This window comes from Segatella copri (genome assembly GCF_019249765.2).
GTDB lineage: Bacteria > Bacteroidota > Bacteroidia > Bacteroidales > Bacteroidaceae > Prevotella > Prevotella copri_K.
In genome coordinates this window covers 1,294,849-1,307,694 of the sequence record NZ_CP152484.1, presented here as the reverse complement: position 1 = coordinate 1,307,694, position 12,846 = coordinate 1,294,849, and the positions used below count along the sequence as shown (strand labels likewise).

The following is a 12,846-nucleotide window of genomic DNA, read 5'->3' as shown; positions in this document are numbered from 1 at the left end:
TTTTGACTTTATGTGCCTTTTAATGGCACGAAATTTATTTGTGTATAATCATTATTTGGTGGAAAATATGGTAAAAAAGATAATTTTATTATTGGTGGTCATTTTGCCCCTTTGTGGTTGCAATCAAAAAGTCCAATGCACAGAAACCTCTGAGAATGACAGCATAGCGGAATTTTTTAGGAAGTTTTATGTTGGCTGTAATGACTATTATGCTCAAAGAGTTAATGTCGATGATTCTAAAGGCAAAGCCTACTGTCAAGCTTTGCAAGACGATTTTGTATCATTCCTCAAAAACTTCTGCTGTGATGATATTGTTGCTGACGTTAATAGGATGAATTTTGATATATATGGGTGCGATATAGATACCCTTAATGATAGTGTATTTGGTTCTTTGTATGTGGAAAAGATGAAATATGACAAGAATGTTTATATAGTGCATCTGCAAACAGATTCCCTACATATTCAAAGACCATATACACTTACCAAACAGGGTGGAAAAATGAAAATCTCTGCCATTGGCAAACGCAAACTTCCCATGGTATTTTGTAATGACACATTATGGATAAAGGATAGTCCTCAATGTATTGATGAATTTAATAAATGGCATGGAGTTGCTATCTCAACCAATTATGATGTAGTTGATAGCTTAAAGCTCGCTAAAGATTTTAGGGTGGCAATTTTGTCTCCTAATTTTGATAGTTGGAAAGATGCTCCTATACCTCCGATTTGCTCTGATCGTCTCTTGCTTGTTGAGTATAAAAATAAACAGGAGGTTTATGATAATGTGATAGGCAATGGAGAGCCTACTGGTGGGTGGTTACCATATGAAATGCTGGTTAAACCATGGAAAGACAAAACTACGGATTTTGTAGAACGCAGTGACTTCATTCTTTCATATGGTGATGGTAATGGGTACAAGATTTATTATACAATAGGTATCAAAATGATAGAAGGTAAGGCTTATGTGACGGGCATAAAGTGGGAAGAACATGACTCTGGACTTTTATTTCGCAAACAAATCGTACAAGAGTATGATGGCAAGCAAATGCCTTTATCTTCATATAGTAGGTGTATGCCTTGGGAGTTGTCGCAAGAATAGGAATCATTAATCGATGACATATATAGTAGAAAGAAAAAATTGGCTTTTTCTACTCATTCCATGTAAAACGTTTTATCATATGACATGCATATATATACGACAGTAAATCAATGAATCTATACGACAGTAAGTCATCATATATGCAATTCTCTGCTTACCGATAGGTTGATTCAGATACTCGACTTTGGAGAGGTATCTACCGATAGGCAAGTGCTTTCGAGAGTAACTCGAAAGGTTTTGAGTAACTCAAAACATAACTTGCTATCGTCAGATACCTCGATTTTTCAAATCATCTCAGAGTCTGAAACCACGTTGCCTTTTAGGAGTGCGGAAACGTGGTTGAGGCTCGTCAACAATTTCGAGTTTGAAGACATCTATCAACTTCCGAATGGCAGGATTCTGTTTGATGAGGGCTTGAAGTTTTGCTTCTGCAGGCTTGATTTTGAGCAAATAATCAGCAATGTCCAAGCCTTTAGCTTTATCTTCTTCGCAGGCTTGATGCTCTAAAAAGTCGAAAAGCGTTGCACGGATGCCGAGAACTTGCATCATTGGCAGCTTGTCTTGCCAAACTGTTGTCGCTCCCAAATCAGGGAATAAGACCACATCTCTGTTTTTCAGAACAGATAACGACTTCGTGTTAAAGCAACCATTCTTACCACCACTTGCTATCCATAAGAATTGAGGAAGATAGTAGGAGGCTATCAAGGCTGTCTTCTCACTTTCAACCAATGCTATAGGCTTGGTCTTGTCTTTATTGATAAGATGTTCGCCAAAGAAGCATTGACAGAGATTGAAATCCTTGTGGGGGATAAGCGAGTGTACCCATGAAATATGGTTGTATGGTTCTTTTACTCGCTTACCAGTCTCGGGATAATAGAGCATTACCTTACCAGTTCTCACCTTGCCTTGATTGTCAACTTGCCAAAATACCGTGGCACCAGTCCAGTGTTTGGAAGTTCCGACATGATATTTCTCCATCAAAGAAAGAGTAGCTGTTTCACCGAATTGAGAAGATAGAAACAAGAAAAGGTTGTTCGCCTCATAACATTTCTGAGAACTTCGCATGATGTTCTCGTCTATATAAGAAGTGGGTAATGGCTTCGGCATTTCTCTCTTCTTATATGAAATAGTATCATCCTTTGTGAATGTCTCATTCTTTTCGGGATTTTTCTCAAAAAAATCCTTGGGAGTGAAGTGATAACCACAACTTTGCTCATGGTTGCAGCGCCCTACGTAAGGAGGAAACTCAATCTTCCCTTCTGTGTCAATATATCGGGCGAAGCTACGTTTCTTATGACATTCTGGACATGTATGTCGGGTAGTGATGCCTTTGTATGGCTCTAATATGAATCTATGTGTACTCATTTCATTTCTTTTTTTATGTGGCGGTTCTGTCGGTTTTGTCGCTTTTGGTATTAAAACCGTCAAAAGCGACAATTCCGACAATACCGTCACGAGTTAATCTTTGAATATTCTCCATGCTTCTCTTTGCGAAATAGGACTCCGATGTTATCATTCAGAAATCTTTCCAATGTCCTTGGCTTCATGTCGTTCTCTTTGGCGACATCATGAGCTTGGGCCGTGGTGAATGTTGCAGGAAGATGGTTGACGATTGCTTGTTGTTGAGCGGTGAGCATATTCTCGTTGAGGATATTTTGTACTGATATGGCAGAGTTCTTGAAATAATCTGTCAATCGGATGGCTCGCTCTACACTCAGCAGGTCGATGGCTTCCTTATCACATTCTCCACACGTCCATCGTGCCAATTGAATAATCAGACTGAAACGGATGATGTATATCTCCAACTTGCAATAGATGCTGACAATTGTATCATTTGTTTCATTGTCGCATTGCTCGGAGAAATGATGCTGCCATTCATAGAGCCTTGTCTTAGCTTCTTCAGTGAATGATAAGACATGAGGCTCGATTTCCTGTTGCTCATTTATTGGACACTCCATATCAATAAGGTGTTGAATGATGGTTTGCCAATCTCGCTCTATATTATCGGGCAACTCTCGGTCACTCCATCTCGCTTTCTGCTGAAGGTTAGGCATGACGAACAAAATGCGATCGATGAAGCCGTTGCTGGAGCGTTCGCCTTTCGCCAACTCACTAAGTATCTTCTTTTGGATGGTTCCGATTACTGAGATATAGGGGCGTTTAATGAAGATGGAACTCTTGGAACTTCTTCTGTCTGATATGGTTGTCTTGGCGCTAAAGACAGATAGCCAGAACTGTTCCTCTGAACCATTGTTATAGCGGTTGAAGTTTTTGAACCATGCAGATAGCTCGTCTGTCCATAGACATAAACCCCTCTTGTTCTGCGCATGAATATAGCTCAAGCCTTCTGGTGTGACATCAGAGACCAAGAAACGTTTGCGTACAGGTTCTTGCGGAAATCCATCCTCTCCATTTTCAATGCGTTCCTTGCGAGACATGCACATCTTTTCCTCAAACTTACTGTATTGCTCCTCGAACAACTTGTTTTGCTCATAGTCGTAATCGAGGAATGGCTTCATAGCGAAGCTAAGTGGGTGACTCTTGTTGGCTCCTGGTCTTCCGATAAGAGCCATGTATAAGATAGGACTTTCAAGCCAACCTTGTTTCATCTGTGCCAAGTGCGTATTGCCGATACCAACAGCCAATGCAGTGAGTATGGCTGCTGATATATAGTCGGTAGGAAAACTGTGGCATTCGTGTACCTCCTTGATGATTCTCTGAATCTTGGCAGGAAAGATGCTTACGGGAAACTGGCTTCCTGATAGGCGAGTACCCACATCAATAGCCTTATCCATGATAATCATTGGATTGATGGAAGTTTCCTTATTGTTATTTAAAGCTGTCATTTGGCATAGAGTTAAAAATTATACATTGACTTGGGTTTGCGCTTCATTCCTCCTTGCATGGCTTTTAGCATTTCAGAATGGTTCTGCTCCTTGGTAGCTTTTCGACCATTCTCAATCCATGCAAGTAGCTCATCCTTATAGAAGTATAGCTTCTTACCTTTTTTATAGGATGGCAGAATGCCTTGGTTAACCAATCGATAAATGGTTGGCTTCGACTTCATTATAATAATAGCAGCCTCATCAATCTCAACCAATATATGGTTATTTGCTGATGATGTAGGTTGAAGTGCTGATACCATTTGCTTCAACTCGATAACTTGTTCTGTTAAATAAGATACCGCTTGTGGTAACTTATCAAAGGTGATACTTTCATTTATCATATCTGTTCATTTTTTATTATTCGGGTACAAAGTAAATGAGTTATGTAATGGGGATAAATATCACTGAGATATAAACTCTGAATAACCGCTCAATGCTTATCAGCAACAATAATTTGTCTTGATTCCGCCTTGAACATCTAAGCTTGGTAGTAATTCAATGATGCAGGTACCTTCCATTCTTAACTTCCTTATAATAGTGGATATTTCCACATCAACCAGCGCATCAGCAAAAACTTGTTTTATAAAGGTTGCTGTATCAATGCCTTTCTTCTTGAAGAGATTTCCTATATTCCAAGCATAATGCATTAAGTCTATAGTACGAATAGCCTTATCAACAATCAATGAATGATGTCTCATGTGTGTAGAGGCACAACACTGGAAAATAGCGATGTTGTCACAAAGTTGGTTCAAATGCTCCTCTTTCATGTAGGCAGCAAAAGTTCTTCTGGTATAATCGATAGCTGAGTTTAACAAGACCTTTTCCTTTTTGGCTTTGTCTTCCAATGCTTCCTGTCTCAACTGTTCATAGCTTGTAATACAAGAAGAGGCTTCATCTGCATAGACGAAAGTTACATCTTCCAGGTTTAGCTCTTCCCCCTCGTCATATGTATTTGTTTCATTGATGGCAATAGAAGACAGACGCTTTCTTTCTGTATTGTTTACTGTATTACAAAAGATATGCTTAAACCATGGGGCAAGCAATCGTACGATACTATCTAATGCATGGAGATAAACAACCATCAGTATGGTGGTTGAGATAACGAACGTCAAGTTGCAGCTAAAGGTGTCTACGCCATATTGCATAGCTTCGTTGCGAACAAGTGCACCAATGATAGACATTGCACACAAAACCAATAAATGCTGTGTCAAAAATTCTTTTTTAAACTGTTTCATATTGCGTATTATTAATCATTTGTGGCGCAAAAATAGGAAAAACTGCAGAAACAGACACGTGAGTCACGCGTGACTCACGTAAAACTTTTAGGATCCTTTAACTAAAAAGCCCGATATTGAACATTTTTTCAATATCGGGCACCATGAAATGAATGCAATGGCTTTATTTAAGAGAAATCTTATTTGCTGTCTCTCTTTTCTTTGCGTTCACGAGGTCGGCATATATCTGTGTTGTGCTTACATTCTTATGGGTAAGCATCTTCGAAACCGTGTAAATGTCTGTGCCTAAGGCGATTTGGATTGTTGCATACGAGTGCCGGAAGCAATGCACAATTTAAGCAAAAGCAACGGAAAGTGAATATGAGAGGATTGAACTGCAAGTGGTTGAGAATGAGCAATATTTCATAATTCTGCCAATTGGCTGCAAAGCAAAGCCGAGCAGGATATTGAGTTATTTCAGTTACCAAACCGTTAGCGGTCAGTTACCGAAACCAACACTGCTAACGAGGTGAAAAACAAATAGTTTGTCACCAGTGTTTGTTGCACTGTTCTGCACAACTTTCAATGACAGAGAATGCTTACTGATTGATTATTTTTGCAAACTAAAAAAGTAAGCAGATGAAAGTTAAAAAATTCAAGGTGCTGCTCTACCTCAAAAAGAGCGGATTGGACAAGAACGGTAAGGCTCCCATCATGGGACGCATCACCCTCAACCGAACAATGGCGCAGTTCGGTTGCAAGTTGTCATGTACGCCAAAGTTATGGAATCCACGTGAGAGCAGACTTGACGGCAAGAGCAAGGAGGCTGTGGAAGTGAACGCCAAGATTGACAAGCTGTTGCTGGCAATAAACTCAGCCTACGAGTCACTTGTGGAGCGCAAGACGGATTTTGACGCAAAGGCGATAAAGGATCTGTTTCAATGCAGTGCAGACACTCAGATGACCTTGTTGAAGCAGCTTGACGCCATCATTGCGGACATTGAGTCAAGAATCGGCATCGACTACAAGAAAGGCACGCTGCCAAACTACCAGTACACTCGCCTGACATTGGGATTGTTCATCAAGAAGCGTTATGGAACTGACGATGTGGCATTCGGTGAGCTTGACGAGCAGTTTATCCGTGAGTACATGGACTTTTGCTTGGACGAGAGAGGTCTTGCACTTGATACAGTCCGCCACTATCTCGCCATCTTGAAGAAGACCTGCCGAATAGCTTTCAAGGCAGGACACTCCGAGCGTTATCATTTCATGCACTTCAAGCTACCTCAAAAGAAAGAAAATCCACCAAAGGCATTGACACGTGAGGACTTCCTGAAAATTCGTGACCTCGAAATACCGGAGCGAAGAAAATCGTTGGCTTTGACCCGTGACCTTTTTCTTTTCGCCTGCTATACAGGCACGGCTTATGCCGATACTGTTTCTATCACGGAAGAAAACCTCTTTCGTGATGAGGAGGGTAGCCTTTGGCTGAAATACCACAGAAAGAAGAACAAGATGCTTGCACGTGTGAAGTTACTGCCAGAGGCGCTTGCCATGTTGGAGAAATACAAAGACCCGACAAGACCTACTCTTTTACCGCCACAGGAATTTCGAGTGCTGAGAGGTAACATGAAAAGTCTCCGAGTACTATCTGGCATAAGTATGGATTTGGTCTATCATGTTGGACGGCACAGTTTCGCATCGCTCGTTACGCTCGAAGAAGGTGTTCCGATAGAGACTATCAGCAGAATGCTTGGTCACAACAACATTCAGACCACGCAAATCTATGCACGTGTCACCCCGAAAAAGCTATTTGAGGATATGGACAAGTTCATCGAAGCTAACAAGGACTTCAAGTTTGTCCTGTAATATTATCACAAAATAAGAAAGGAACATAACAATGAGAAGTACATACAAGCAGTTTTATTATATCAACCGTGGCAGAGTAAAGGCAGACGGAACCACATCTATATTTTGCCGTATCACGATTGACGGCAAAGTGTCAGCCATAGCAACAGGTCTTTACTGTGCTCCCGAAGAATGGGACACGAAAAAAGGTGAAGCCAAGAATGCAAGAGTGAACGGACAACTGCAAGCGTTCAGACAAAGAATTGACGAAGCCTACGAGCAGGCTACAAAGGAAAAGGGCATCGTCACCGCCGAGATTCTGAAGAATGTTATTGTTGATGCAAATACTATCCCGATGACATTGCTTGCCACTGGCGAGGAGGAGCGTGAACGCCTTAGGCTGCGCTCCATCCGTATTAACTCAACATCTTCTTATCGCCAATCTAAGACATCGCAGCTAAACTTGCGAGAGTTCATCGGGTTACGAGGAATGAATGACATTGCATTTGAAGATTTGACTGAGGAATTTGGCAAATCTTATAAGTTGTTCTTGATTGGCAAAGGGTATAGTGCATCCAATACGAACCATAATCTTTGTTGGCTGCAACGCTTGGTTTATATCGCTGTTGACAGAGGTCTGCTGAAATTCAATCCATTGGAAGATGTCGGATATGAAAAGAAAGGCTCACCAAAGCGTAGACATATATCCAGAAATGACTTGCTGCTCATTATGGAGACTCCTATGGAGGATAAGGCTTTGGAGTTGGCACGCAGAATGTTTGTTTTCTCCAGCCTTACAGGTTTGGCTTATGTCGATTTACGTAACCTGTATCCACACCATATCGGGATGACGGCAGACGGTAGAAAATACATCCGTGAGAAAAGAGCAAAGACCAACAACGAAGCGTTCATTCCTTTGCATCCGATAGCTGAACAAATAATGTCGCTATACAATACAGCGGATGATAGCAAACCAGTTTTCCCTCTTTCTTCACGTGATTCCATGTGGTTTGAATTTCATTCACTCGGTGTGGCTTTGGGTATAAATGAGAACCTTACCGCACATGTTGCAAGACATACATTCGGAGTAAACATGGTTACTTCGGGCATATCAATGGAAAGCGTTGCCAAGATGATGGGACATTCCAATCTGCGAAGCACCCAAATCTATGCCGTTATCACCGATAACAAGATTTCCATAGACATGGACAAACTGATGCAACGCAGAAAAACAAAAGAAACTGACCAAAAGAGAAATAAGGAGGACGAAAAATGAACAGAGGTGTTATAACTATCAGCGAGAGCGGAACGGTATCCATGCCGACCAATACTGTATGGATGACCATGCAGGAGATTGCCGACATGTATAATGTATTCGGCTGCTATGTGCGCAAGGCTGTCAAGGCTGTATTCAAGGATGGCATTCTGAAAGAGCAGGGTGTACGCCGTCATGTCAGGAAGAACGACCGCATCAGCTATGATGTGTATAGCCTTGAACTCGTCATTGCGGTAGCCTTCCGTATAGACAGCATTGAGAGCAGAGCCTTTCGGGAGTTCATTATGCAGTCCGTCATCGGCAAGCAGACAAGCCGCACTAAACTGGTCTGTATCTTTACAGAGAACGCAATGGCATAGACCTGCCTAAAGCAACGTTCCTTGGAGGCTTTGCGCCTCCAGCCACTTGGGCGAACCACCGCAGTGTTTTAGCATGGTATTAGATTTTATACAGACCATACGGAGAACACTCGGCAAACACGACCAACTCGGTATAGCCAATAAAACGAGGCGACAACCTATAACAGCCACACTCGGTAAGTTATACGTTGTCGCCTTGTTCATTTCACACACTCATCAAGGACATTCTCCTACACACTTTTCATTCTGTACGCTTCACGATAGTTAGCCATCAGAATCTTCTGAATGTCGGACTCGCGGTAGAGTATCTTTCCGCCAAGCTGGATATACGGGATGACACCGTTGTTTCGGTAGTCCTGCAGGGTTCTTCGGCTCAGTTGCAGCCTGGCGCAAAGCTCCTTGTCCGTCATGAACCGCTCACCGCCAAGCATGGGGCGGTAGTTCATCACGGCACGTTCAAAATTGTCAACCATTCGGTTGAGGTGGTTCACGATGTGGTTCATCCACTCGCTGTTTCTTGTCATTACTTCATTGCTCATAGTTGTCTCGTTTTATTGTTGATACTTACGTTACTCGGTTTACTTGCTGCATTGGATAAAGTGGCTGTTGTATATTGACTGCCTAACCTGTGCGCTTGCGAAAGCGCATGTCCTTTTTCTTGTCCTCCACTACTGCTACGATAGCCATCACGTCCTCCGGCTTGTAGTAGGTCTTGTGGCTGATTTGCGTATAAGCCAAAGTTCCGTTGTCCCGAAGCGTCTGTACTGTCCGTGGGCAGATGTTGAGCGTCTGACACACGTCCTGCGTGTCGAGCCACTTGTTCATGGTCTTGTCCTCACTGCGCTCACGGATTCTGTCCATGCGCTTCACGAAGTTCTCCAACTGGGCATCAAGATAGTTGAATGCCTCTTCCTCGAATACGATGAATCCCATACTTTTCTTTTTTCTAAGTTAATACTATGTTGTATGTCGCAAAGCTCCACGCATATGCAGTGCTCCACGTTTGTGAGTGCAAAGATAAGGCACGGCAATCTAAAAACAAGCGTTTTCAATTTCTGTGGCAGTATGTTGCCGGGGTTTGCCGACTTCAACGCCAAAAACAACAAGAAAAACTTGCACGACTGCAACGGATACATGAACGATGATGAGTTGAGAAATACGTAGAAGTTCTCACAACTATCTCGGTATGCAAATAAGCAAGCCACAACTAAATTGCCACGTTACACCCAATCAGTTGCATGGCTGCACTCAGTACACTTACTTTGCACCCGACAATCGGTCAATGGTGCAAACCGTGACCACTATACTAACAAATAAAACAGCATAAGCTATGGCAAGAACAAAAGAAACGAAAATGTTTCCTGAACAGCAGGAGAAAATGACACAGGAGGTGATGGCTTCGCTTCACCCATCCACTTATGGTAAAGACTATGCCCAAAAACATAGCTCTTTCTTTGAAGAGGTGGAGAACTCCGATTTAGAAGTTGTGACAGAGAATGTGGCTGCAACAACCTCCAACATGGAGGACGAGCTTACGAACGAGGTTCAATCGCCACCGAATCCGCAGAAGCGCATCAGTGGCAAGCAGCGCAAGGCGACATTAGAGGAGTATCAGCAGACCTTCCTCCAAGTTCCAAGGATTGACGACCGCAAGCCAGTCTTCGTCAGTTCCGATGTACGAGACCGTCTTGATCGTGTCGTCCGCATCCTCGGAGGGAGACGCATGAGCGTATCGGGCATCATCGAGAACATCGTGCGCCACCACCTAAGCCTTTATGAAGAGGACTTCGAGGCTTGGCGCAAATTGTGAGAATTAAGGTCTGCGACCTTGGGCGTGGATAGCTGAAAGGCAGTAGTTCCAACTAACGTGTTCTGAGAGGGAGCGAGGTTATGTTTTGGGAACCCCAAAACGCCTCGCTCCACCATGAGGGCGGAGGAATTTTGCTCCCAACGGTCGCAGAAAGTGAGTGTACCAACTGTAATCAGTATATAGAATGACAAACATACAGGAACAAGACAAGAGAAAGGGCGGAAGACCGCCCACAGGCAGGGTTCGCAAGCTGTCGAAGTCTGTCACGGTGAAGTTCTCGAAGCCAAGCTACGAGGCTTTGAGACTGAGGGCGAGAAAAGCCAACCGCAAGTTGGCGGAGTACATCCGTGAGTCCGCCTTGAACGGCGAGGTGGTCAGTGGACACAACACTGAGACGATAGCCATCGCCAAGAATCTCATTGGCATGGCGAACAATCTCAACCAACTTACCAAGCTGTCGCATCAGAAAGGTTTCCATAAGACCCATGTGTACGTGATGGACTTGTTGAGAAGATTGAAAGCCATCCTTGGTGAGTATCACCAAGCAAGTCCAAAATCGAAGTCATGCGGAATAGGCAGAAAGGAGGATACCACATGATAGGCAAGCTAAAGAAAGGCAGCTCATTTGGTGGTTGCATCCGCTATGTTACAGGCAAGGACGAGGCGAAAATCATCGCCTCGGATGGTGTGTTACTCGGCACGAATGCCGAGATAACGCAAAGTTTCGAGCTACAAAGGCAGCTAAATCCAAGGATTAAGAAGCCTGTAGGGCACATAGCTTTGAGCTTCAAGCCCGAGGACAAGCCACGTTTAACGGATGAATTCATGGCTAAGATAGCCCTTGAATACATGCAGATGATGGGCATCACCGATACCCAATTCATCATCGTAAGGCATCACAACACGGACAATCCACATTGTCATATCGTGTATAACCGCATCAACAATGAGAGCAAACTCTTATCAGACAGGAATGATTACAGGCGTAATGAGCAGGTGACCAAGGCTCTTAAATCCAAATATGGACTTACTTACGGAACGGACAAGAGCAATACTAATACTCGTAAATTACGCAATGCCGAGCGTGCAAAATACGAGATTCACAATGCAGTCAAAGATGCCTTAAAAGTTGCAGATAGCTGGCAGAAGTTCAAGAATGAACTTGCAAAACGAGGTGTTTGCTTGGAGCTTGTCTATAAGGACAAGGAGAGAACCAAGGTACAAGGCATCCGTTTCAGCAAGGATGGATATAGCTTCAAGGGTACACATATTAGCCGAGACTATAGCTTTGGCAAACTGAATGCGAGATTTGAGGGAACGGAGAACCATGTATCAGCAAGAGCCATTTCTACTCAACAATATGAGCAAGGTAGTTTCAAGGACGAGCTGTTGCCATTCATGTCGGAGAGCAGCCAGAACCCATGGAATGGTATTTCTTCCATAGGACTTTTTGCTTCTGCCAATGCACAGACCTTTGAGCAATTCCCAGAGGATGAATCATCCAAGAAGAAAAAGAAGAAACGCAGAAGAGGCTTTAGCCTTTGATGCAAGTTACAAACCATTCAAACAACATAAGAAAGATGAAAGAAGAACTATTGGAAGCCATCTACGGCACAGTTGAGAGATTGGAGCAGAAAGTCGATGAACTTTCTGCCTCACCAAAGAATACAGAGGTAGGAAGTACTCCTGTTCCTGTAAGTGTTGATACGAGCATACTTGAAAAAGCCATACTTGCTATGGCTGCAAAAGAAGGGGAAGCTATTGACAAATTGGCAAGATTAAGAGAGGCAATTTGCATCTTTACCGACCTTACCAAGAAAGAAGCAAGCAACGGCGAACAGCGAAGCAAAGTCTTGTTTGACACAGTTAAGCAGTTGAAGCAAGAGCAAGATGCTACTTCACAAGTAGTACACGAAAAGCTACATGCTATGGTCAACACGCCTCAGAAGAAGATTGTTATCCACCGCTTTGAACCTACCTCCAAGTATGTTCTTCTTTTCATCGGTAGCTTGGTTCTATCTCTCGTTATTTCCATTTGGGGCAACCTCACCCAATGGCGAGAGCACCAAAATTGGGAGGAAGCAGACTTGAAGTATCGAGCATTGCGAATGGTACTGCCATCTGATGACCCGAATATTCGCTACATAGAAAAACACTTTTCAGTACAACGTGATGATGATACTATTAATAATGTTAGAAATCGTGTCGCTGTTTATGAGGATTCTATCCGCCGACATTATGAAATGATTGAAATGGCTGCTTACAAGGATAGCCTTGCAAAACAATTAAACAAAGAAGCTAACGACATAAAAGAAAGGCTTAAAAAGTAAAAGAGCCTATGCCTATTTTCTTCAT

General features: G+C 42.8%; 14 protein-coding genes and 1 pseudogene. 8 read left to right on the top strand and 7 right to left on the bottom strand.

Annotated features, from left to right (window positions below; all coding sequences use genetic code 11):
* Positions 1–22: 22 nt before the first annotated feature.
* The gene (locus tag KUA46_RS05890) at positions 23–1,099 is read left to right on the top strand and encodes a hypothetical protein (protein WP_434725811.1); all 1,077 of its coding nucleotides are present in this window, start codon (positions 23–25) and stop codon (positions 1,097–1,099) included.
* 294 nt (positions 1,100–1,393) lie between these two features.
* On the opposite strand, the gene KUA46_RS05885 is transcribed toward KUA46_RS05890, so the two are convergent.
* The 5 genes and pseudogenes from KUA46_RS05885 to KUA46_RS05865 form a co-directional block, all read right to left on the bottom strand.
* Entirely contained in the window at positions 1,394–2,464 is a 1,071-nt protein-coding gene (locus tag KUA46_RS05885; RefSeq protein WP_218487954.1) for a DUF6371 domain-containing protein, read from the bottom strand.
* An 86-nt stretch (positions 2,465–2,550) separates the two neighbouring features.
* Positions 2,551–3,945, bottom strand: a complete 1,395-nt coding sequence (locus tag KUA46_RS05880) for a DUF3987 domain-containing protein (protein ID WP_218487955.1) — start codon at positions 3,943–3,945, stop codon at positions 2,551–2,553.
* A gap of 11 nt (positions 3,946–3,956) precedes the next feature.
* Positions 3,957–4,325 (bottom strand): helix-turn-helix domain-containing protein, encoded by a 369-nt coding sequence (locus KUA46_RS05875; protein ID WP_089542644.1) that lies wholly within the window; start codon positions 4,323–4,325, stop codon positions 3,957–3,959.
* Positions 4,326–4,424: 99 nt separating this feature from the next.
* Positions 4,425–5,219: a hypothetical protein gene (locus KUA46_RS05870; protein WP_218487956.1), complete on the bottom strand. Its 795-nt coding sequence runs from the start codon at positions 5,217–5,219 to the stop codon at positions 4,425–4,427.
* A 163-nt stretch (positions 5,220–5,382) separates the two neighbouring features.
* Positions 5,383–5,547 (bottom strand): annotated as a pseudogene (locus tag KUA46_RS05865) (tyrosine-type recombinase/integrase); the annotation flags it as partial.
* Positions 5,548–5,837: 290 nt separating this feature from the next.
* Here KUA46_RS05865 and KUA46_RS05860 point away from each other — a divergent pair.
* The 3 genes from KUA46_RS05860 to KUA46_RS05850 are packed head-to-tail and all read left to right on the top strand — an operon-like array spanning position 5,838 to position 8,681.
* The gene (locus KUA46_RS05860; protein ID WP_434725810.1) at positions 5,838–7,067 is read left to right on the top strand and encodes a tyrosine-type recombinase/integrase; all 1,230 of its coding nucleotides are present in this window, start codon (positions 5,838–5,840) and stop codon (positions 7,065–7,067) included.
* Positions 7,068–7,098: 31 nt separating this feature from the next.
* Positions 7,099–8,322: a site-specific integrase gene (locus KUA46_RS05855; protein ID WP_153122286.1), complete on the top strand. Its 1,224-nt coding sequence runs from the start codon at positions 7,099–7,101 to the stop codon at positions 8,320–8,322.
* The gene (locus tag KUA46_RS05850; RefSeq protein ID WP_434725809.1) at positions 8,319–8,681 is read left to right on the top strand and encodes a hypothetical protein; all 363 of its coding nucleotides are present in this window, start codon (positions 8,319–8,321) and stop codon (positions 8,679–8,681) included. The genes KUA46_RS05855 and KUA46_RS05850 overlap by 4 nt, the downstream gene beginning before the upstream one ends.
* A gap of 230 nt (positions 8,682–8,911) precedes the next feature.
* Here the strand turns inward: KUA46_RS05850 and KUA46_RS05845 are convergent, their stop codons facing one another.
* Both KUA46_RS05845 and KUA46_RS05840 read right to left on the bottom strand, forming a co-directional pair.
* Positions 8,912–9,220, bottom strand: a complete 309-nt coding sequence (locus KUA46_RS05845; protein ID WP_118220348.1) for a helix-turn-helix domain-containing protein — start codon at positions 9,218–9,220, stop codon at positions 8,912–8,914.
* A gap of 82 nt (positions 9,221–9,302) precedes the next feature.
* On the bottom strand, positions 9,303–9,614 hold the full coding sequence (locus KUA46_RS05840) for a helix-turn-helix domain-containing protein (protein WP_008656559.1): 312 nt from the start codon (positions 9,612–9,614) through the stop codon (positions 9,303–9,305).
* Positions 9,615–10,011: 397 nt separating this feature from the next.
* Between KUA46_RS05840 and KUA46_RS05835 the strand changes: the two genes are divergently transcribed.
* From KUA46_RS05835 to KUA46_RS05820, 4 genes are all read left to right on the top strand, one after another.
* Positions 10,012–10,491, top strand: a complete 480-nt coding sequence (locus tag KUA46_RS05835; RefSeq protein ID WP_071122670.1) for a DUF3408 domain-containing protein — start codon at positions 10,012–10,014, stop codon at positions 10,489–10,491.
* Positions 10,492–10,675: 184 nt separating this feature from the next.
* Positions 10,676–11,089, top strand: a complete 414-nt coding sequence (locus KUA46_RS05830; RefSeq protein WP_218486646.1) for a plasmid mobilization protein — start codon at positions 10,676–10,678, stop codon at positions 11,087–11,089.
* Positions 11,086–12,036: a relaxase/mobilization nuclease domain-containing protein gene (locus KUA46_RS05825; protein ID WP_218486645.1), complete on the top strand. Its 951-nt coding sequence runs from the start codon at positions 11,086–11,088 to the stop codon at positions 12,034–12,036. The genes KUA46_RS05830 and KUA46_RS05825 overlap by 4 nt, the downstream gene beginning before the upstream one ends.
* 35 nt (positions 12,037–12,071) lie before the next feature.
* Positions 12,072–12,821 carry a hypothetical protein gene (locus KUA46_RS05820; protein WP_071122916.1) on the top strand — a complete coding sequence of 250 codons (750 nt, stop codon included), beginning with the start codon at positions 12,072–12,074 and terminating at the stop codon, positions 12,819–12,821.
* Positions 12,822–12,846: the final 25 nt, after the last annotated feature.